Source organism: Micromonospora sp. NPDC049101, assembly GCF_040648675.1.
Classification (GTDB): domain Bacteria; phylum Actinomycetota; class Actinomycetes; order Mycobacteriales; family Micromonosporaceae; genus Micromonospora.
The window spans coordinates 97,857-115,637 of record NZ_JBEZED010000027.1; the positions used below are offsets into that span (position 1 = coordinate 97,857).

A 17,781-nucleotide genomic window follows, 5' to 3' on the forward strand; every position below is an offset into this window, starting at 1 on the left:
GCCACCGCTCAACGGTCGGCGGGCCGCTGGTAGACGTCGGGCACCCCGTCGCCGTCGGCGTCGAGCTGTTCCCGCTGCGCCACCCGGCGGTACGTGGCGTTGCGGCGCAGGAGCACCGTGGCGGCCAGCCCCGCGGAGAGCACCGACCCGAGCAGGACGGCCACCTTGACCCGGTCGTCGGCCGGGCTGCCGGCGCCGAAGGCCAGGTCGCCGATGAGCAGCGACACGGTGAACCCGACGCCGGCCAGCAGGGCGATCCCGAGCAGGTCCGACCAGGTGATGTCCTCGTCCAGTTCGGCCCGGGTGAACCGGGCCAGCAGGTAGGTCGAGCCGAAGACGCCGATGCCCTTGCCGAGCACGAGTCCGGCGACGACGGCGATGACGATCGGGTCGGTCAGCAGGGCGCCCAGGTCGGTGCCGCGCAGGGTGACGCCGGCCGCGAACAGGGCGAAGATCGGCACCGCGATGCCGGCCGACACCGGTCGCCAGCGGTGCTCCAGGCGCGCGGCGAGCCCGTCCTCGTCCGTCCCCGCACCGGTGCTGCCCGGCCGGCCGCCGGCCGTCCGGTGGCGGGCGAGCACCGGCACCGTGAAGCCGAGCAGGACGCCGGCCACCGTGGCGTGCACACCGGAGGCGTGCACGAGGGCCCAGGCCGCGATTGCGAGCGGGAGCAGCGCCCACCACCAGGTACGGCCGCGTTGCACCAGCACCGCGAAGAGCCCGATCGGCGCCAGCGCCGCGAGCAGCGGCACGGGGTGGAAGTCGGCGGTGTAGAAGACCGCGATGATGGTGATGGCGAACAGGTCGTCGACCACGGCGAGGGTGAGCAGGAAGGCCCGTAGCCCCTGGGGTAGGTGCGAGCTGACCAGCGCGAGCACGGCGAGCGCGAAGGCGATGTCGGTGGCGGTCGGAATGGCCCAGCCGCGCAGCCCCGGCCCGCCCGCGGCCACGACGACCGCCACGTAGATCAGCGCCGGCAGCAGCATCCCGCCGAGCGCGGCCACCACGGGCAGCGCCGCCCGGCGCGGGTCGCGCAGGTCACCGGCGACGAACTCCCGCTTGAGCTCCAGGCCCACCACGAAGAAGAAGACGGCCAGCAGGCCGTCCGCCGCCCAGGTGGCCACGTCCAGGTCGAGGTGCCAGGGCGCGCCGCCGGGCCAGGGCACCCAGTCGCCGACCCGGGTGTACGAGTCGGACCAGGGCGAGTTGGCCCAGACCAGCGCTGTCACGGCACCGAGCAGCAGCAACGCGCCACCGACCGTCTCGGTGCGCAGCACGTCGGCCAGGCGCCGGGCCTCGGGCCAGGACGATCGGGCGAACAGCCGGGCCGTGCGCCGCTGCTCGGACGGTGGCGGAGAGGGGGCGGTCATCTGTGGGGTCACCTCGGGACATCAGGACGGCGGGGATCCACTCGCCGACCAGACTTCCCGGCACACCGCTGCCGACCTTATCCGGGCTCGTGTGCGGTGGCGACCACCGGGGGCCGTCCGGTCGGTCGCCGACTTTTTTCCCCGGGTCGCACCGCAGCCGAATGCACCTTTGTCCGGTTGGTTATGCGGGCGCATGAGTCAGAGTCAGAACCACCTAACTCCGGACATAAGCCGTATGAGCCGCTTTAATGGTTTCACGAGTTTAAGACGACCTTGGGGGTTTTCGTGAAGTTTTTTGGCGTAACCGGACCGACGCGGAGGCGCTCCTGATGGACCTGCTCCGCCAATTGCGCCACGTGCGTCGGCACTGGTGGGTCGTGCTGGTCACGGTCATGGTGGCCCTGGGCGCCTCGGCGTTCCTGACCGTACGGGCACAACCCCGGTACGTCGCCTCGGTGACCTTCTTCGTCACCACCCCCAACTCCGGCGTCAGCGACGCCTACCAGGGTGGGCTCTTCCTCCAACAGCGCGTCAAGTCGTACGCCGATCTGCTCACCAGCGACCGGCTGGCGCAGAGCGTGGTGGCCGACACCCCGGTGGGCCTCACCGCGGACGAGGTGCGGAGCCGGGTGACCACCTCCACCGAGACCGGCACCGTGCTGCTGCGCGCCTCGGTCAACGACACCGACCAGACCCGGGCGTTGCGGGTGACCGAGTCGCTCGCCGCGAAGTTCGTCGACCTGGTGCAGAAGGTCGAGACGACGTCCGAGGGCAAGGCGCCGATCAAGATCGAGGTAGTCAGCGGCCCACGGGTCAGCGCCAGTCCGGTCTCGCCGCAGCCGACCCGCAACCTCACCCTCGGCGGGCTGATCGGCCTGATGCTCGGCGTCGGCCTGGCGATCCTGCGCGGTGTCGCCGACGTCCGGCTGCGGGACTCCGCCGGCCTGCAACGCGCCACCGGCAGTCCGCTGCTCGGCGAGATCCCCTACGAGAGCAGCGCCCGCTCCGAGCCGCTCATCATCGGCGACGCGGCGACCTCGGCCCGCGCCGAGGCGGTGCGCAAGCTGCGGACGAACCTGCGTTTCGTGGACGTCCACGAGCCGGCCCGGGTCATCGCCGTGACCAGCGCGTTGCAGGGCGAGGGCAAGACCACGCTCTCCTGCAACCTGGCCATCGCGCTGGCCGAGGCGGGTTGGCGGGTGCTGCTCGTCGACGCCGACCTGCGCCGCCCGAAGGTCGACGAGTACCTGGGCCTGGACGCCGGGGTCGGCCTGACCGACGTGCTCGTCGGCGACGTGAAGGTCGGCGACGTCGTACAGCGCTGGGGCGACAAGTCGATGCTGGTGCTACCCAGCGGTTCCGCCCCGCCGAACCCGAGCGAGCTGCTCGGGTCCAAGGCGATGTCGGATCTGCTGCTGTCACTGCGGGAGTCGGCGGACATCGTGATCATCGACACCGCTCCGCTGCTCGCGGTGACCGACGGCGTGGTCGTGGCCGTGCAGGCCGACGGTGCGCTGCTGGTGAGCCAGCAGGGCCGTACCTCACGGACCCAGGTGGCCGCGGCGGCCCGCGCGCTGCACGCGGTCTCGGTCCGCCTGCTCGGCTGCGTGCTGAACATGGCCAAGGTGGCCAAGGCCGAGGCGTACCAGTACGAGGCCTACCGCGTGGTCGCCTCGACCCTGCCGGCGTCGGTGCCGGCAGACCGGGTGATGTCCGGCCGGCACAGCGAGGCCACCACCGGGGTCAACGGCGTCGCCGACCACACCCAGGAGCTCACCCGGCTGCCCCGATGAGCGCGGCGAGGGGTCGCAGCGACCGTTCGATCTCCTCGGCGCAGCGTCGGAAGTCGGCGGAGGTGCCGCCGATCGGGTCCCGAAGGTCGTCCGCGTCCGGGGCGGCGGGTTGCAGCCGTCCCCGGGCCTGGGCGACGGCGGCGATCGCCGCCCGCAACGGGTCGCCGGCCGGCTCGGCGGGCGCCTCGGCCGCCGCCGCCAGCCGGCCGAACTGGCGCAGGGTGAACGTCCGGTGCAGGGCGCTCGGCGCCAGCGCGGTGCAGATCGAGCGCTGGCGCCGGGTGGCGGTCAGCACCAGCGTCGCGTCCACCAGGTATTCGGGCCGCAGGCCTCGGGTCCGGAACGCCGCGGCGTCCGCACCACTCTCCGTCGCGACCTCCAGGGCGTACGGATGCATGGACAGCCCGTCGACCGCGTCGGTGCCGGCGCTGGCCACGGTGACCGGCCGGTCGGCCAGCAGGCGGCGGGCCAGATGCTCGGCCATCGGTGATCGGCACAGGTTGGCGTGGCAGACGAACAACACGCGATCAGTCATCGGTGCCCCTCTCGTCGGTGCGGACGCGAGCGGCCACACCGCGAGGACGGTGTGTCAGTGCCGGCGGCCGCGCAGGGAGGGGTTGTCGGCATCGTACGCGGGCCGTCCACCCGGCGGCCGAGGTGCCGCGCCGGCCGTCGCCGATTCGCAGTGGATGGGGGCGCAGCAGTGAAGATCGGCATCCTGTCCTACCACTTCCCGCCCGAGCCCGCGTTCATCCCCGGCAGCCTCGCCGAGGAGTTGGCCGCGCGGGGGCACGAGGTCCGGGTGCTCACCGGGTTTCCGGACTACCCCGGCGGACACGTCTATCCCGGCTGGCGACAGCGTTGGCACCACGAGACGCACAGCGAGCGGCTGACCGTACGGAGGGTGCCCCGCTACCCGGGAGGCGCCACGTCCACCGGCGCCCGGATGGCCAGCTACCTCTCCTTCGCCGGCAGCGCGACGCTTGCCGCGCGCCGCTACCTCAGGGACGTGGACGCGCTGTACGTCTTCCAACTCCCGGCCACGACGTTCGCCGCCGCGGGGGTGCTCCGGCTGCTCGGGCAGGTGCCCACGGTGCTGCACGTCCAGGACGTCTGGAGCCGCGACGGCGTCGACGAGGCGGGCGAGGCGCGCTGGGTGGCGCGGATGGGCAGCGCGATGACCCGGATCTACCGGTCCGCCGCGCGGATCGCGGTCGCCGCGCCGTCGATGCGGGATCTGGTCGTCGCGGCCGGCGCCGAACCGGACCGGGTCCGGCTGGTCCTCAACTGGACCGACGAGCGGATCTTCTATCCGGCGACGCCCGGCGCGGCGGCGCGCCAGTTGGTCCGCCGAGACGGTCGGTGCGTGGTGATGCACGCCGGCACGATCGGCGCACGGCAGGGTCTGGAGACCGCGGTCCGGGCGGCTGCGGCGCTGGACCAGACGATGGACCTGGTGCTGGTCGGCTCGGGCTCGGCCGAGCGCAAGGTCCGGGGGCTCGCCGCCGAGTTGGGCGCGGCCAACGTCCGCTTCGTGGAGCGGCGGTCGCCTGTCGACATGCCCGAGCTGTACGCCGCCGCCGACTATCAGCTGGTCATGCTGCGCGACCTTCCGGAACTGCGCGGCACGGTGCCGGGCAAGCTCCAGGCGGCGCTCTCCTGTGCCGCCCCGGTGATCGCGTCGGCCGGCGGGGACACCGCGGAGCTGGTCGAGCGGGTCCGGGCCGGGCTGTCCTGCCCCCCGGAGGACTGGGCCGCGTTGGCCGACCGGTTCTGGCTGGCCGCCACCATCCCGCCGCCGACACGTACCGAGATGGGTCGCCGGGGGCGCACGGCGTACCTGCGGGAGATGTCGCTGCCCGCCGGGGTGGACCGGATCGAGCGGCTGCTGCACGAGGCGGCAGGCCGGGTCACGGAGCCGGCCGGCGATCTGCGAAGGAAACTCGCTTAAAGGGCGAAGAGCTCAATAACGGTACGAAGTTCCCCAGCGCGTGCTAAGAACGTCAGGGAACCGGCCATCTGTCCGGTTCCGCGAACGGGAGTGTGGTGTGACGGAAAGCGAACGGCCGACCCGGCGACGGAGCCGGTCCCGGCGCCGTCGGCGTGCCCGACTGCGACGTGCGCTCCTCGGTGCCCTGGTCGTCGGCTCGCTACTACTGGCGACCGGCGGGTGGATCGGCTTCCGTGGCTGGCAGGCGCGTGCACACCTGCTCAACGCCGCCGGCCTGGCCCGGGAGCTGAGCGCCCAGGTGGTGGGTGGGGACACCGACCGTGCCCTGCGCACGCTCGCCGCCCTGCAGGAGCAGTCCGGCGCCGCCCGGGCGACGACGGCCGATCCGAGTTGGCGACTCGCTCGGCGCACGCCGGTCGCGGGTGACGATCTCGACGCCGTACGGCGGATCGCCATCGCCATCGACGAACTGGCCCGGGAGGCGTTCCCGACCCTGCTGCGCACCGACCTGACCAGGTTGGTGCCGACCGGCGGTCGGTTGGATCTCGCTCAGCTCACCGCTGTCTCCACCGAGCTGACCGGCGTCAACGAGTCGGTGCAGCGGACGCGCCGAAACCTGGAGGCGGTGCCGACCGACAGGCTGGTCAGCCAGGTCCGGCAGGCCCTGACGGACCTACGCGACGAGATCGACCGACTGGCCAGCCTCACCACGGCCGCCGATCAGGGAGCCCGCCTGCTGCCGCCGCTGCTCGGCGCGAACGGGCCGCGACGATACCTGCTGGTCTCGCAGAACCTCGCCGAGTTGCGCGCCACCGGCGGCATGTTCGGCGCGTACGCGATGATCGAGGCGGAGAACGGCGCGGTGAAGATGGGCAAGCAGGGCAGCAGTGCCTCGCTCGGCCGGTTCACCCCGGCGCTGAAGGTGCCCGCCGAGATCCGGGCACTCTGGACCGACCTGCCCGGCATCTATCCCGCCGATGTCAATCTGTCCCCGCACTTTCCCAGCGCCGCCACGCTGTACCGCGAGATGTTCCGGCGCTCGACCGGCATCACTGTCGACGGTGTGCTCGCCGTCGACCCGGTGGTGCTGTCGTACCTGCTCAAGGCGACAGGCCCGGTGCTGGTGCCCGGTGGGGTTCCGCTGGCCAGCCAGAAGGTCGTGCAGACCCTGCTCAACGACAGCTACCAACGGCTGAACGTCCGGCAGCAGGACGAGTTCTTCGCGGCATCGGCGGCTTCGGTATTCGACGCCTTCTTCAAGAAGAATGTCAACCCACGTGTGTTGTTGTCCGCATTTGACCGTGCTATCACCGAACGGCGGATATTGTTCTGGAGTGCCCGACCTGAGGAACAGCGGACATTCGGTGCGAGCCGGATGGCCGGGACGCTTCCGGAGCAGGACACCGTGCCGACCGTCGGCGTCTTTCTCAACGACGGCAGCGGCGCGAAGCTCGGCTACTACCTGCGGCCGACGGCGAACCTCACGGTCGGCGAATGCCGGCCCGACGGCCGCCGCGAGCTCCGGCTGCGGGTGACCCTGCGCTCGACCGCGCCGAAGTCCGGACTTAGCGAATCCGTCCTCGGGCTTGGTCTGGCTGGCGACCCGTACACCGCTCGCACGTTGGTGTCGATCTTCAGCCCGGCTGGCGGGGCGGTGCTCGAGGCCCGGCTCGACGGGGTCGAGACGGCGCTTGGCAGTGGCACGGAACGCCGCCGCCAGGTGGCGACCGCCAGCGTCGACGTCGGCCCCGGCGCCGAGAAGGTGCTGGAGGTCAGCGTGCTGACGGCCAAGACCGGCGTCGGGCAGGCCGAGCTGTGGCTGACCCCCACCGCCAGCCCATGGACCACCCAAGTTCATTCCGCACCAAGCTGTGACCAGTAGGAGGGAACCAATCATGCGGCTATCCCGCATCATCATGGCGCTCACGGTCGGCCTGGCCGTGGTGGCCGTGCCGACGGCAGCGGGGGCGGCACAGCCGCAGCCGACGCCCAGCGCGACCACCGACCCGCCGCAACCGCCGCCGTACCCGCCAGCCGCAGCGTCACTGACCGTCAACCGGCCGACGATCTTCCTCGGCGAGACGGTCGTGCTGACCGGCACCGGCTTCGGCCCGAACGAGACCGTCGACATCGTGGTGACGGTGGCTCCGCTGGCTGCTCCGGCCGGCGGTCAGGCTCCGGCTCGCCGCAGCGACGGCAGCACCGTGGCGATGGCCGCGGTGGCCTATCAGGCGAGCGCGCCGCTGAACTTCACGGCGACCACCAACGCCCAGGGAAGCTTCAGCAAGAGCTACACCCCCTCGGTGACGGGTCTGCTGACCTTCACCGCCACGGGCCGGGAGTCCGGCCGTACCGCCAGCACCGAGCTGCGGGTGCTGCACAAGAAGCAGCCGCTGCCGGTCACCGGTGACAGCATCGGCACGCCCATGAAGCTCGGCGGCGGCCTGGTCGGCGCCGGAGCGGTCATGCTGCTGCTGACCCTGGCCTGGCGCCGCCGCCAGCGCCTCGGGGGTGCCGCGCACTAATCCGCACACCACCGGGCCCCGCCCGGATCGCACCTGAAGCTGGCGCCCGTCGGAACACTCCGACGGGCGCCAGCGTCTGTCCGGTCCGGCCCCGCGGATGTCCGGGCTTGTGGCCTTCCGGGGGTGGCTTGGTGGTGGGTGTGGTCGGGCGGGGTGAGCCCGGTGGGGGGGTCGGCCGAGGGTGAGCCGTGGTGGGTGTGTGGTCGGCCGAGGGTGAGCCTGGTGGTAGGTGTGGTCGGCTGGGGTGGGCCTGGTTGTGGAGGGTGGCTGACCCGGGGTGGGCCTGGCTTTGGGTGCGCCTGCCGCTGGGGTGGCACGCGCTGGATGCGTCTGGGTTTGGGCGCGCCCGGGCGCAGGATGTCCGACTTTGGGTGTGCCGGCGCTGGGTGAACGGTTTCGGGTGCGCTCGGCTCCGAGCGCGTTGGGCGCCGGGTAGGTCGACGCGGTTCACCGGCCGCGGAGGCGCCCAAATCAGCGCCGCTCGACCAACGCAGGCCGAATGCGAGCCCATCTGCGCCCTTTGTCCGTTCCGTGACCCTCCGGCCGTGGGTGACCCGCCTTGATCGACTCGGGTTTGCGGAAATCGGGGTGTCCTGGCGTGCGGGATACCGCGACTTCCGTGAAGGCGAGTGGATCATGCCCGGTGGGGGCGGTTCGGGGTCGTTGGCGCGGGCGTTGTGGGTGGTTTGTCCGGTGGAGGGTGGTTGTGGGTGGTGACCGGTCGCATCCGTGGGCCGGAATCGTGGCCGGGCCGGGGTCGTTACATACCCTGACGATCGCAGCACGACCTGCCGCCCGCCCGACCCGCAGGGGTTGGGGATGCGGATCCCGCAGGTCGGAATGCCCCCGGCCCGCCGGTCGTTACAGTCCCCACGAACGACCGCAGGCACCGCCCCGACCAGGGTGCCGCGCGATGGGGCCAACCCGGAATGACCCCGGCCCCCGGGTCGTTGCAGTCCCCGCGAACGACCGCCCGGCGACCGCCTCCACGAGGGTGCCGGCAGGTGGGCCGCCCCCGGAATGACCCCGGCCCGCCGGTCGTTACACCTGGACCCCGGCGCCACGAGCCCTCGCTCGCAGGTCGCCGACTCCGACGCCCGCAGCGATCCCCGCCGGCAGGCGCCGAACCCCGAAGACTTTTCCCCCTTGTATGTGTGGCGCCGGACGAGGTGCTCACACCCGCCGTCACCGTTCCCCCTCGGTGGCAGCGGGTGGTCCTACCCCCGAAGGAGCTAACCCCCATGAACACGATCATGCGTAAGAGTGTCCTGTCCGTTGCTGGTCTCGCGTTCGCCGGTGGTGTGTTCGCCGGTCCGATCGCCGCGCACGCCAACCCGGTCGACGCCAAGCCCGTCGCGGCTACTGTGCAGGGCACCGCCCTGAAGCCGCAGGGTGAGCAGTCCCGGATCACCCTCAACGATGAGCAGACCGCGAACGTCAAGGCGATCATCGCGGCGACGAAGAAGGCGGGTCTGCCCGAGCGGGCCGCGGTCATCTCGATCGCGACGAGTCTGCAGGAGTCGAAGTTGGAGAACCTGGGCCACCTGGGCGATATGAACGACCACGACTCGCTGGGCCTGTTCCAGCAGCGCCCGAGCTCGGGTTGGGGTACCCCGGAGCAGATCACCGACCCGGCCTACTCGACGACGGCGTTCCTCAAGGGCCTCAAGCAGGTCGACGGCTGGCAGGACATGCCCCTGACCGAGGCCGCGCAGACCGTGCAGGTCTCCGCCTACCCGGATGCGTACGCCCAGTGGGAGCAGCAGGCCACCGACCTGGTCGGCCAGCACTGGAACAGCTGACCCACCGCACGGCACCACCGCACGAAAGCACCAGCGCACGACCGCACGACCGCACGACCAGCGCCACCGCACGAGAGCGCCACCGCACCAGCACCACCGCCGCTGGCCGGCACTCCGTAACCGGGGTGCCGGCCAGCGGCGTACCCCTGGTGTTGTTGTCAGTTCTTGTGGTGGCGCGTGCGGAGGATGTCGATCAGCGCGCAGATCAGCGCGAGCGCGATGATGCCGGTGGCCAGCATGAGCGACCGTTCGAAGGCGGTGGTCCAGTTGCCGCGGCTGTCGGCCAGCGAGGAGAAGAACAGCGAGCCGACGGCGGCGATGCCGGCGGCGGCGCCGATCCGCTGACCGGTCTGGAGCATGCCCGCGCCACTGCCCGACTGCGCCACCGGCACCTCGGCGAGGGTGATCGTCTGGTTGGGGGCGATCACCAGTCCACTGCCGATGCCGGCGATGAGCAGCGGGCCGGTGGTGACCCAGGGCGCCGGGGCGTCCGGTGCGAGGTGCAGTGCGACCACCGTTGCGGCGAGCCCGACCACGACGGTGAGCAGACCGATGGCGACGAGTGGTCGGCCGATGCGGTTGACGATGCGGCCACCGAGCACGGCGGCGGCAGCCGAGCCGAGGGCGAACGGGGTGATGGCCAGGCCCGCGACGAGCGCGCTGTAGCCGAGGCCCATCTGGAGGAACAGGGTGAAGATGAAGAAGATCGCGGTGAAGCCGCCGAAGTAGACGAGCGCCAGGATCGAGCCCAGGGTGTACGACTGGAGGCTGAACAGCCCGAGGTCGAACAGCGGTTGGTGGTTGCGGGCGTACCGCCGCTCCCAGAGCCCGAAGGCGACGAGCACTGCCAGGCCGGCCGGGATGAGCGCCCATTTCCAGGGGCTGTGCCACTGCTGCTCCTGGACGAGGGGCAGCAGGACCAGGACCACACCCACACCGAGCAGGAGTACGCCGACCGGGTCGAGTCGACGCCAGCCGGGTTGACCCGCGGGACGGCCGGGCAGCAGCCGCCAGCCGAGGATCACCGCGAGGATGCCGACCGGCACGTTGACGAAGAAGACCCAGCGCCACCCGTGTTCCTCGCCGCCGACGGCGATGAGCAGCCCGCCGAGCAGCGGCCCGACGGCGGTGGAGATGCCGATGGTGGCGCCGAGCAGCCCGAACGGGCGGGCCCGTTCCGGCCCTCGGAAGAGTTGCTGGATCAGCCCGATGACCTGCGGGTTGACGATGCCGGCGGCGGCGCCCTGGAGCAGTCGGGCGATGACCAGCCAGGTCGGGGAGGTGGCGAGGCCGGCGAGCGCACTGGTCACGGTGAACAGGGCGATGCCGAAGACGAACGCGTTTCTTCGGCCGCGGGCGTCGCCGAAGCGGCCGGCGGGCACCAGTGCCAGGCCGAAGGTGAGCGCGTACCCGGACAGGATCCACTGCAGGTCGCTCGACGAGGCGCGCAGCGCCCGGTCGATGGACGGCACCGCGACGTTGACGATGCTCACGTCGAGCAATGTCATGAACGCGGCGACAAGTCCGACGCCGACGGCCTGCCAGCGTCGTCGGTTCGCGGCCGCGTCCACCGGCTGCGGCGGGTGCGCCGCACTCATCGTGCCCCCCGTTGACAGTCGATCAGCATTGTTGATCGCTACCCGGGTCACCGGGGGGCGAATCGTCTCGGCTGGTTCCGCGGGTCACGCCATCTGGCGGGCGCAGAACCGGGGACCGAAGTCGAGGCCCGCCATCGGCGAGTCCTCGCGGTGCAGCAGGCCCTTCTCGGTGAGCAGGTGCAGGGGGCTGCCCACCTGTTCCTGGGTCAGCCCGGACTCCTCGGCGATCAGGTCCGGGTACGGCACCTGTCCGCGTGCCTCCAGGGTGGTGACCGCCTGGTATACCCGTTGCTCGGCTTCCGACAGTTGCACCTGCTGCATGGTTCCTCCTTCGTTCGCCATCGAACTCGTTCGTCCGCCATCGTGGCGGTGTCGTCCGCCATCGCGGTGGCGGTTGCGCGGGGTCGGTTACCCCCTCGGTGACCGAAGATGCACACCCGATCGGGCGGTCGCGGCGGCCGGCGGGTCCGACGGTGGTGGAGACTAGGCTGCTTCCGTGATCGTCTGGGATCTCGTCGTCGTCGGCGCCGGCCCCGCCGGGCTCTCCGCGGCCTACACCGCTGCCCGCGCCGGTGTCTCCACACTTGTTGTCGAGCGTGCCGCGCACCCGCGGTACAAGACCTGCGGTGGTGGTCTGATCGGCACCTCGCTGGCGGCCGTCGGTGATCGGATCGAGGTGCCCGCGCACGACCGGGTAGACCGGGTCACGTTCACCCGGGATGGCCGTCGGGAGTTCACCCGGCGCAACGACAGCCCGGTGGTGACGATGGTGCGCCGCGAGGAGTTCGACGACCGGCTGCGTGCGGCGGCGGTCGCCGCCGGCGCGCAGGTGCGGGAGCGGGTCGCCGTCCGCGCGATCGAGCAGGACCCCGAGGGGGTACGCCTGCGGCTGGCCGACGGTACGACGATCGCGGCTCGTGCCGTGATCGGGGCGGACGGCTCGTCGGGGGTGACCGCCCGGCACGTCGGGGTGCGGTACCGGCAGGTGGATCTGGGTCTGGAGTTGGAGATTCCGGTGCCGCCCGCCGAGCAGGAACGGTGGCGGGGTCGGCTGCTGCTGGACTGGGGTGCCATGCCCGGCTCGTACGCCTGGGTCTTTCCCAAGGGTGACCGGTTGACCGTCGGTGTGATCGCCGGGCGGGGCGCGGGGGAGGGGACCCGGGAGTACCTGCGGCAATTCGTCGACCGGTTGGGGCTGACCGGGTTGCCGGCGGAGCACGACTCGGGCCACCTGACCCGGTGCCGCGAGGAGGATTCGCCGTTGCGTAACGGTCGGGTGCTGGTCGTGGGGGATGCGGCGGGGCTGTTGGAGCCGTGGAGCCGGGAGGGCATCAGCTTCGCGTTGCGGTCGGGTGAGTTGGCCGGCGCGGCGGTCGCCGCCGGTGATCTGGCCGGGTACGAGCGGGCGGCCGCCGAGCGTCTACTGCCGGAGATGCGGGCGGGGTTTCGGCTGCTCGACGTGTTCACCCGCCGCCCGGACGTGTTCCACGCCCTGTTGGCGACCCCGCCGGGCTGGCGGATGTTCGTCCAGTTCTGCCAGGGGCGGGCGAGCTTCGACGAGATGCTGGGACGGCGGCCGATCCGGGCGGCCCTCGCGGTGCTGGACCGGTTGTCCCATCCATCGCGCCAGGCCACCACCGCTCACCCAGTATCCTAGGATGCCTTGCGGGGTGTGCGCACGGCTACTGGCGCCGACCGGCGTGGCCGCCGGACAATCACAGCGGAGCAGCAGGAGGCGCTGATGACCGAGCAGCCGTTCACCGATGACGAGTACGCGTTTCTGCGCCACGCGCGGTTCGGGGAGTTGCCGCCCGCCGTCCGTCCCGACGAGCGGGTGGCGCTGACCGAGACCGATCCCGGGCGCGACCGGCCGGAGGAGTCCGAGGACCCGATCCGCTGGAACGTGCAGGGCTGAGAACGCGCAACGGGCCGCGGGTGTCGCCACCCACGGCCCGTGTGTGCTGCGCGAGGATCAGAAGACCGGCACGCCCTCGCGTACCAGCCGCCAGTTCGGCTGGAAGAAGTCGTCCGGGTTGATCGTCCCCTTGGCCTGCGCCCAGTCGATGAGCAGCTGACGGATCTCCTGCTGCGCGTTGTAGACCTGGGTCTTCACGATGCCGGGGAAGTTGCCGCCGCCGCTGCGCCGGTAGTTGTTCACCGCCACCACGAACTGCGCGTTGTCGGCCACCGGCGTGTCGGTGCCGGCCAGCACCAGGCGGGTGATCCGCTGCCCGACCGGCTTGGCGATGTCGATGTCGTAGTCCACGCCGGAGAAGACGTCGTAGTTGTAGTCCGGCACGGCCGGGTCACTGATCTGCTCCGGGTCCACCGGGGCGCCCGGGGCGAGGGTGCGGAAGAACTTCACCGAGTACTCCAGGTACGCGCGCACCTCGGCACCGCTGAGCACGACCGCCTCGAGGGTGTTGTCGTACACGTACAGCCCGGCCACGTCGCGGATCTTCACGTCGCCGGCGGGGAAGACCGCGGTACGGCTGAACGGCGCCGCGATCGACAGCACCGGCAGGTCGGCGTACGCGGTGCCGGCCAGCGCCGCGCCGACCACCTCGGTCTGCACGTGGTTGATGAAGTCCAGGATCGGCGTGTCCTTGTAGCGCGACTCCGCCGCCGACAACTCGACAGTGGACTGCGCGACGACCTGGTTGACGTACGCGATGGTCTTCTGGTGTTGGGTCCGCACGGCCGCGAGGACCTTCGGGTCCTCGACCACCGTGTTGGTGTTGAGCATGGTGGCGGCCTTCGTGGTGATCGCCCAGCGGCCACGCTCCCGGGTGAGGGTGAAGTCCATCCGGGTGAGCCGCTGGCCCCACTTCGACGGCTCGGAGAGCAGCACCTGCGCGCCGGTCCGCTCGTTGGTGACGAATCGCTCGACCACCTCGTTGTGCGCGTGACCGAAGAGGATCGCGTCGATCCCCGGCACCTGCTGGGCGATCAGCGCCACCGGGTTCTCGTTCGGCAACTCCGGACCATAGCTGGAGGTGCCGCTGTCACCGCCGTGCGCGGAGATCAGCACGAGGTCCGCGCCGCGGGCCCGCATGATCGGCACCCACTTCGCGGCGGTCGCGACCATGTCGTCGAAGCGCAGCTTGCCCTCGACGTTGCCCCGGTCCCAGATGGCCACACCGGGGTTGGTCAGCCCCAGGATGCCGACCCGCAGGGTCGGCGCGGCGAGACCGAGGGAGACCTTCTTGATGACGTACGGCTGGAAGGCCGGCTTGCCGGTCTTCGCGTTGACGGCGTTCGCGGCGAGCGCCGGGAAGCCGAGCTGGCGGATCCACAGGTCCAGCAACGGCAGCCCGTAGTTGAACTCGTGGTTGCCCAGCGTCACCGCGTCGTAGTCGATGACGTTCATCGCGCGGGCCATCGGGTGCTTCTCGCCGGTGGCGGTGATCGGCTCCTGCTTGGCGTAGTACGTGGCCAGCGGCGTGCCCTGGATCGTGTCACCGGCGTCGAGAACCAGCGTCGCCTTGCCGCGCCGCTCGCGGCGGATCTGGTTGATCAGAGTGGCCAACTTCGCGACGCCGATGTCGTTGTGCTTGCTGTCGTCGTACTCGGCGTCCCGGTAGTAATCCCAGTTGTGGACGTTGCCGTGCGTGTCCGACGTGCCCAGGAGGGTGAGGTCCCAGGTGCGCGGCCGGGGCCTGCCGGCCGCCTGCGCGGGCGCTGCGGCGATCAGTGGAGCAGTCGCCGCGGCAGCGGCGGCGACGAGCACCTGACGGCGCGACGGGCCGGAGGGAGAGGTCATGACGTGCCTTTCCGTGGGGGTGGACGCGCTTCGTGGGCGCCTCGCGCACCATAGCCAGCGCCGGTCACTCCCGCCACGGCAGCCCCGATCGTTGCAGCGGTTTCCGCAGGCCACGGCGGGGTAGGGCGATCCGGGAGGACATTCGCGGGAAGGCCCCGCTTCCCGCGCGCAGCGAGGAGAGTTTTCAGTGAGCGAGGACCAGCACACCCAGCAGGACCCGACCAGCCAGTACGGCCAGCAGTCCGGTCAGCCCCCACAGCAGCAGTCAGCGCCCGGCTCGACCGGGGAGATGACCCCGAAGCCGGACCACGGGGAGGAGTCGTACCGGGGCAGCGGCAAACTCGACGGCAAGCGGGCGCTGATCACCGGAGGTGACTCCGGGATCGGCCGGGCCATCGCGATCGCGTACGCCCGGGAGGGCGCCGACGTGCTCATCTCGTATCTGAGCGAGGAGGAGGACGCCGACGCCCGGGAGACGATCCGGCTGGTCGAGGCCGCCGGCCGGCGGGGCGTCGCGGTCCGCGGCGACATCACCGACGAGGCGTACTGCCAGGAGTTGGTCGACCGGACCGTGCGGGACCTGGGCGGCATCGACATCCTGGTGAACAACGCGGCGTACCAGATGTCGCAGGACAAGGGGATCCTGGGGATCAGCACCGAGCAGTTCGACCGGGTGTTCAAGACCAACCTGTACGCCATGTTCTGGCTCTGCAAGGCCGCCATCCCGCACCTGCCCGAGGGGTCGGCGATCATCAACACGGCGTCGATCCAGGCGTTCGACCCGTCGCCGCAACTGCTCGACTACGCCACCACCAAGGCGGGGATCGCCAACTTCACCAAGGCCCTCGCCGCCGACCTGGCCGAGCAGGGCATCCGGGTCAACGCGGTCGCCCCCGGCCCGGTCTGGACGCCGCTGATCCCGGCCACCATGCCGGAGGAAAAGGTGAAGCAGTTCGGCACCGACACCCCCGAGGGTCGCCCCGGCCAACCGGCGGAGCTGGCTCCGGCGTACGTCTTCTTCGCCTCGCAGGAGTCCAGCTACGTCACCGGCGAGATCCTGGGAGTCACGGGCGGTCGACCGACCAAGTGATCCGCCGTCGGGGCGGGCGCCGCTCGGCTGCCCGCCCCGACGCGGCTCCTCCGACGCCGGGCTGGGGTCTTCTTGCCTGCTTCGTCGCCGTCAACGCGGCCACGCGGCGAACTGGATTGGTTCGGGGCGTCGTGGTGTGATCTGACGAGCGGCGGTCGCGTCAGCGCGGCCAGGTGGCGAAGCGCTGCCGGACCTGGGCGATGTCGGCGGCGCCGAGGCCGTAACGGCCGAAGCGCTGCTCGGACAGCCGGTCCAGGTAACGGCCGGCGGCCCGCACGTCCGCCGGATCCAGCGCGGGGTCGACCTGCCGTGCCAGCACCAACAGTTCGGTCACGTCGTAGTGCTCCAGCGCCGCCGCCACGTCGATGAAGTCGCGGACCTCCCGCCGGTTGACCAACGCCGCGATCTTGTTGGCCACCAGGTCGCGGACGTCCATCACCGGGCCGAGGTCCATCACCACCGGGCTCTGGTGGCGGTCCAACCGGGCCAGGCTGAGCCGGATCTGCCGCCCGTCCCGGCTCACCACGAAGTCCTTCATGTCCTGGTCGTATCCGTCGAACAGCTCGCCGAGGTCGCTGTCCGGGTCGGCGTCGGTGACGGTGAAGCCGGCGCGTTCCAACGCCATCCGCACCCCGGCGGACGCTGCCGCGGCAGCGCCCTCCACGTCGGCGAAGAGGTCGACGTCCTCCGTCGGGCGGGCGACCAACCCGTGCGCGGCCCAGGCGACCCCACCGCCGAGGACGAACCGGTACGGCCCGGCGGCGGTCAGCGCCACCCGGGCGACCTCCCGGTAGAACTCGTGCAGGTGCGAGCCGATCACGCCGCGCGCAGGCTGCGGTGTCGGCTCTCCCACGCCTGCCGTACGCCCCGGGGCAGGTTGAGCAACCGCCACACCCGGCGCAAAGTCCGCCCGTTGATCAGCGCCCGCAGATCCTCGGCCCGGGTGGTCTCGCGCAGCACGTTCTCGTACATCCAGAGCAGTTGGTCGGGGTCGCCGAGGTCGAAGGTGCGCTCGGCGTTCCACATCAACCGCACGGGCAGTTCCACGACACCCCGGGTCGGGCCGGCCAGCTCGGCGAGCGTGCGCGCCACCACGGCCGGACGACCCGGGCGAGCCAGGAAGGCCACGCCGGTCGGGGTGGGGGAGAGGGCCTGCATGCTGTCAGGGTAACGCCCGCCAATGCCGGTGTCGTTCAGGATGAACCCGGCGCGCGCCGCCAGGCGCACTCACCCAGCTGTACCCGACGCGATTTTTGTCCGGTTTGCGCGTCATGGCGGGCTCGTGCCGTTCGTGATCGACTCGGGTTTGCGGAGTTCGGGGTGTCCGGGGTGCGGGATACCGCGACTTTCATGAAGGCGAGTGGATCATGCCTGGCGGGGGCGGTTCGGGGTCGTGGGTGCGGGGTGGTGTGGGTGGTTTGTCCGGTGGGGGGTGGTTGTGGGTTGTGACCGGTCGCATCCGTGGGCCGGAATCGTGGCCGGGCCGGGGTCGTTACATACCCTGACGATCGCAGCACGACCTGCCGCCCGCCCGGCCCGCAGGGGTTGGGGATGCGGTTCCCGCAGGTCGGAATGCCCCCGGCCCGCCGGTCGTTACAGTCCCCACGAACGACCGCAGGCACCGCCCCGACGAGGGTGCCGCGCGAGGGGCCAACCCGGAATGACCCCGGCCCCCCGGTCGTTACACCTGGACCCCGGCGCCACGAGCCCCCCGCTCGCAGGTCGCCGACGTCGAAGACTTTTCCCCCTTGTATGTGCAGCGCCGGACGAGGTGCTCACACCCGCTCACCGTTGCCTCGATCGGTGCGGCCGGGTGTTCTACCCCCGAAGGAGCTAACCCCCATGAACACGATCATGCGTAAGAGTGTGCTGTCCGTTGCTGGTCTCGC

At 71.3% G+C, this 17,781-nt stretch carries 15 protein-coding genes; 8 read left to right on the forward strand and 7 right to left on the reverse strand.

The genetic code is table 11. The features are described 5' to 3' along the window. Positions 1 to 8 precede the first annotated feature (8 nt). Positions 9 to 1,370, reverse strand: coding sequence for a Na+/H+ antiporter NhaA (gene nhaA, locus AB0B57_RS29410; protein WP_357076856.1), 1,362 nt, complete (start codon positions 1,368 to 1,370; stop codon positions 9 to 11). Between the two features lie 329 nt (positions 1,371 to 1,699). Between nhaA and AB0B57_RS29415 the strand changes: the two genes are divergently transcribed. Next, positions 1,700 to 3,163 (forward strand): polysaccharide biosynthesis tyrosine autokinase, encoded by a 1,464-nt coding sequence (locus AB0B57_RS29415; protein WP_357076859.1) that lies wholly within the window; start codon positions 1,700 to 1,702, stop codon positions 3,161 to 3,163. Here the strand turns inward: AB0B57_RS29415 and AB0B57_RS29420 are convergent. Further along, the gene (locus AB0B57_RS29420; protein ID WP_357076862.1) at positions 3,144 to 3,698 is read right to left on the reverse strand and encodes a low molecular weight phosphatase family protein; all 555 of its coding nucleotides are present in this window, start codon (positions 3,696 to 3,698) and stop codon (positions 3,144 to 3,146) included. The two genes, AB0B57_RS29415 and AB0B57_RS29420, sit on opposite strands and share 20 nt — an antisense overlap. 168 nt (positions 3,699 to 3,866) lie before the next feature. Here AB0B57_RS29420 and AB0B57_RS29425 point away from each other — a divergent pair, with 168 nt between their 5' ends. The 4 genes from AB0B57_RS29425 to AB0B57_RS29440 all read left to right on the forward strand — a co-directional run bounded on the left by AB0B57_RS29425 (position 3,867) and on the right by AB0B57_RS29440 (position 9,441). Then, positions 3,867 to 5,114, forward strand: coding sequence for a glycosyltransferase family 4 protein (locus AB0B57_RS29425; protein WP_357076865.1), 1,248 nt, complete (start codon positions 3,867 to 3,869; stop codon positions 5,112 to 5,114). A 97-nt stretch (positions 5,115 to 5,211) separates the two neighbouring features. Further along, positions 5,212 to 6,996, forward strand: a complete 1,785-nt coding sequence (locus AB0B57_RS29430) for a DUF4012 domain-containing protein (protein WP_357076868.1) — start codon at positions 5,212 to 5,214, stop codon at positions 6,994 to 6,996. Between the two features lie 13 nt (positions 6,997 to 7,009). Next, entirely contained in the window at positions 7,010 to 7,639 is a 630-nt protein-coding gene (locus AB0B57_RS29435; protein WP_357076871.1) for a hypothetical protein, read from the forward strand. A gap of 1,241 nt (positions 7,640 to 8,880) precedes the next feature. Continuing rightward, a complete protein-coding gene (locus tag AB0B57_RS29440; protein ID WP_357076874.1) occupies positions 8,881 to 9,441 on the forward strand; it encodes a hypothetical protein in 561 nt (186 codons plus the stop codon). A 158-nt stretch (positions 9,442 to 9,599) separates the two neighbouring features. Here the strand turns inward: AB0B57_RS29440 and AB0B57_RS29445 are convergent, their stop codons facing one another. After that, entirely contained in the window at positions 9,600 to 11,039 is a 1,440-nt protein-coding gene (locus AB0B57_RS29445) for an MFS transporter (RefSeq protein ID WP_357076877.1), read from the reverse strand. Between the two features lie 84 nt (positions 11,040 to 11,123). After that, entirely contained in the window at positions 11,124 to 11,360 is a 237-nt protein-coding gene (locus AB0B57_RS29450) for a hypothetical protein (protein ID WP_112587077.1), read from the reverse strand. 175 nt (positions 11,361 to 11,535) lie between these two features. On the opposite strand from AB0B57_RS29450, the gene AB0B57_RS29455 reads away from it, so the two are divergent. Then, a complete protein-coding gene (locus AB0B57_RS29455) occupies positions 11,536 to 12,696 on the forward strand; it encodes a geranylgeranyl reductase family protein (RefSeq protein ID WP_357076881.1) in 1,161 nt (386 codons plus the stop codon). A gap of 84 nt (positions 12,697 to 12,780) precedes the next feature. Further along, the gene (locus tag AB0B57_RS29460) at positions 12,781 to 12,954 is read left to right on the forward strand and encodes a hypothetical protein (protein WP_167362358.1); all 174 of its coding nucleotides are present in this window, start codon (positions 12,781 to 12,783) and stop codon (positions 12,952 to 12,954) included. A 57-nt stretch (positions 12,955 to 13,011) separates the two neighbouring features. Here AB0B57_RS29460 and AB0B57_RS29465 read toward each other — a convergent pair whose 3' ends face one another. Beyond that, positions 13,012 to 14,802, reverse strand: a complete 1,791-nt coding sequence (locus AB0B57_RS29465) for a 5'-nucleotidase C-terminal domain-containing protein (protein WP_357076884.1) — start codon at positions 14,800 to 14,802, stop codon at positions 13,012 to 13,014. A 187-nt stretch (positions 14,803 to 14,989) separates the two neighbouring features. On the opposite strand from AB0B57_RS29465, the gene AB0B57_RS29470 reads away from it, so the two are divergent. Further along, positions 14,990 to 15,892, forward strand: coding sequence for an SDR family oxidoreductase (locus AB0B57_RS29470; RefSeq protein WP_357076887.1), 903 nt, complete (start codon positions 14,990 to 14,992; stop codon positions 15,890 to 15,892). Between the two features lie 160 nt (positions 15,893 to 16,052). On the opposite strand, the gene AB0B57_RS29475 is transcribed toward AB0B57_RS29470, so the two are convergent. Beyond that, positions 16,053 to 16,712, reverse strand: coding sequence for a nucleotidyl transferase AbiEii/AbiGii toxin family protein (locus AB0B57_RS29475; RefSeq protein ID WP_357076891.1), 660 nt, complete (start codon positions 16,710 to 16,712; stop codon positions 16,053 to 16,055). After that, the gene (locus AB0B57_RS29480) at positions 16,709 to 17,050 is read right to left on the reverse strand and encodes a hypothetical protein (RefSeq protein ID WP_357076894.1); all 342 of its coding nucleotides are present in this window, start codon (positions 17,048 to 17,050) and stop codon (positions 16,709 to 16,711) included. Before AB0B57_RS29480 ends, AB0B57_RS29475 begins: the two co-directional genes overlap by 4 nt. Positions 17,051 to 17,781: the final 731 nt, after the last annotated feature.

Excerpts from the sequence above, each read along its gene's own strand:
- nhaA (WP_357076856.1), bottom strand. The coding sequence starts at position 1,370 with ATGACCGCCCCCTCTCCGCCACCGTCCGAGCAGCGGCGCACGGCCCGG.
- AB0B57_RS29415 (WP_357076859.1), top strand. The coding sequence starts at position 1,700 with ATGGACCTGCTCCGCCAATTGCGCCACGTGCGTCGGCACTGGTGGGTC.
- AB0B57_RS29420 (WP_357076862.1), bottom strand. The coding sequence starts at position 3,698 with ATGACTGATCGCGTGTTGTTCGTCTGCCACGCCAACCTGTGCCGATCA.
- AB0B57_RS29435 (WP_357076871.1), top strand. The coding sequence starts at position 7,010 with ATGCGGCTATCCCGCATCATCATGGCGCTCACGGTCGGCCTGGCCGTG.
- AB0B57_RS29440 (WP_357076874.1), top strand. The coding sequence starts at position 8,881 with ATGAACACGATCATGCGTAAGAGTGTCCTGTCCGTTGCTGGTCTCGCG.
- AB0B57_RS29445 (WP_357076877.1), bottom strand. The coding sequence starts at position 11,039 with ATGAGTGCGGCGCACCCGCCGCAGCCGGTGGACGCGGCCGCGAACCGA.
- AB0B57_RS29450 (WP_112587077.1), bottom strand. The coding sequence starts at position 11,360 with ATGCAGCAGGTGCAACTGTCGGAAGCCGAGCAACGGGTATACCAGGCG.
- AB0B57_RS29460 (WP_167362358.1), top strand. The coding sequence starts at position 12,781 with ATGACCGAGCAGCCGTTCACCGATGACGAGTACGCGTTTCTGCGCCAC.
- AB0B57_RS29465 (WP_357076884.1), bottom strand. The coding sequence starts at position 14,802 with ATGACCTCTCCCTCCGGCCCGTCGCGCCGTCAGGTGCTCGTCGCCGCC.
- AB0B57_RS29480 (WP_357076894.1), bottom strand. The coding sequence starts at position 17,050 with ATGCAGGCCCTCTCCCCCACCCCGACCGGCGTGGCCTTCCTGGCTCGC.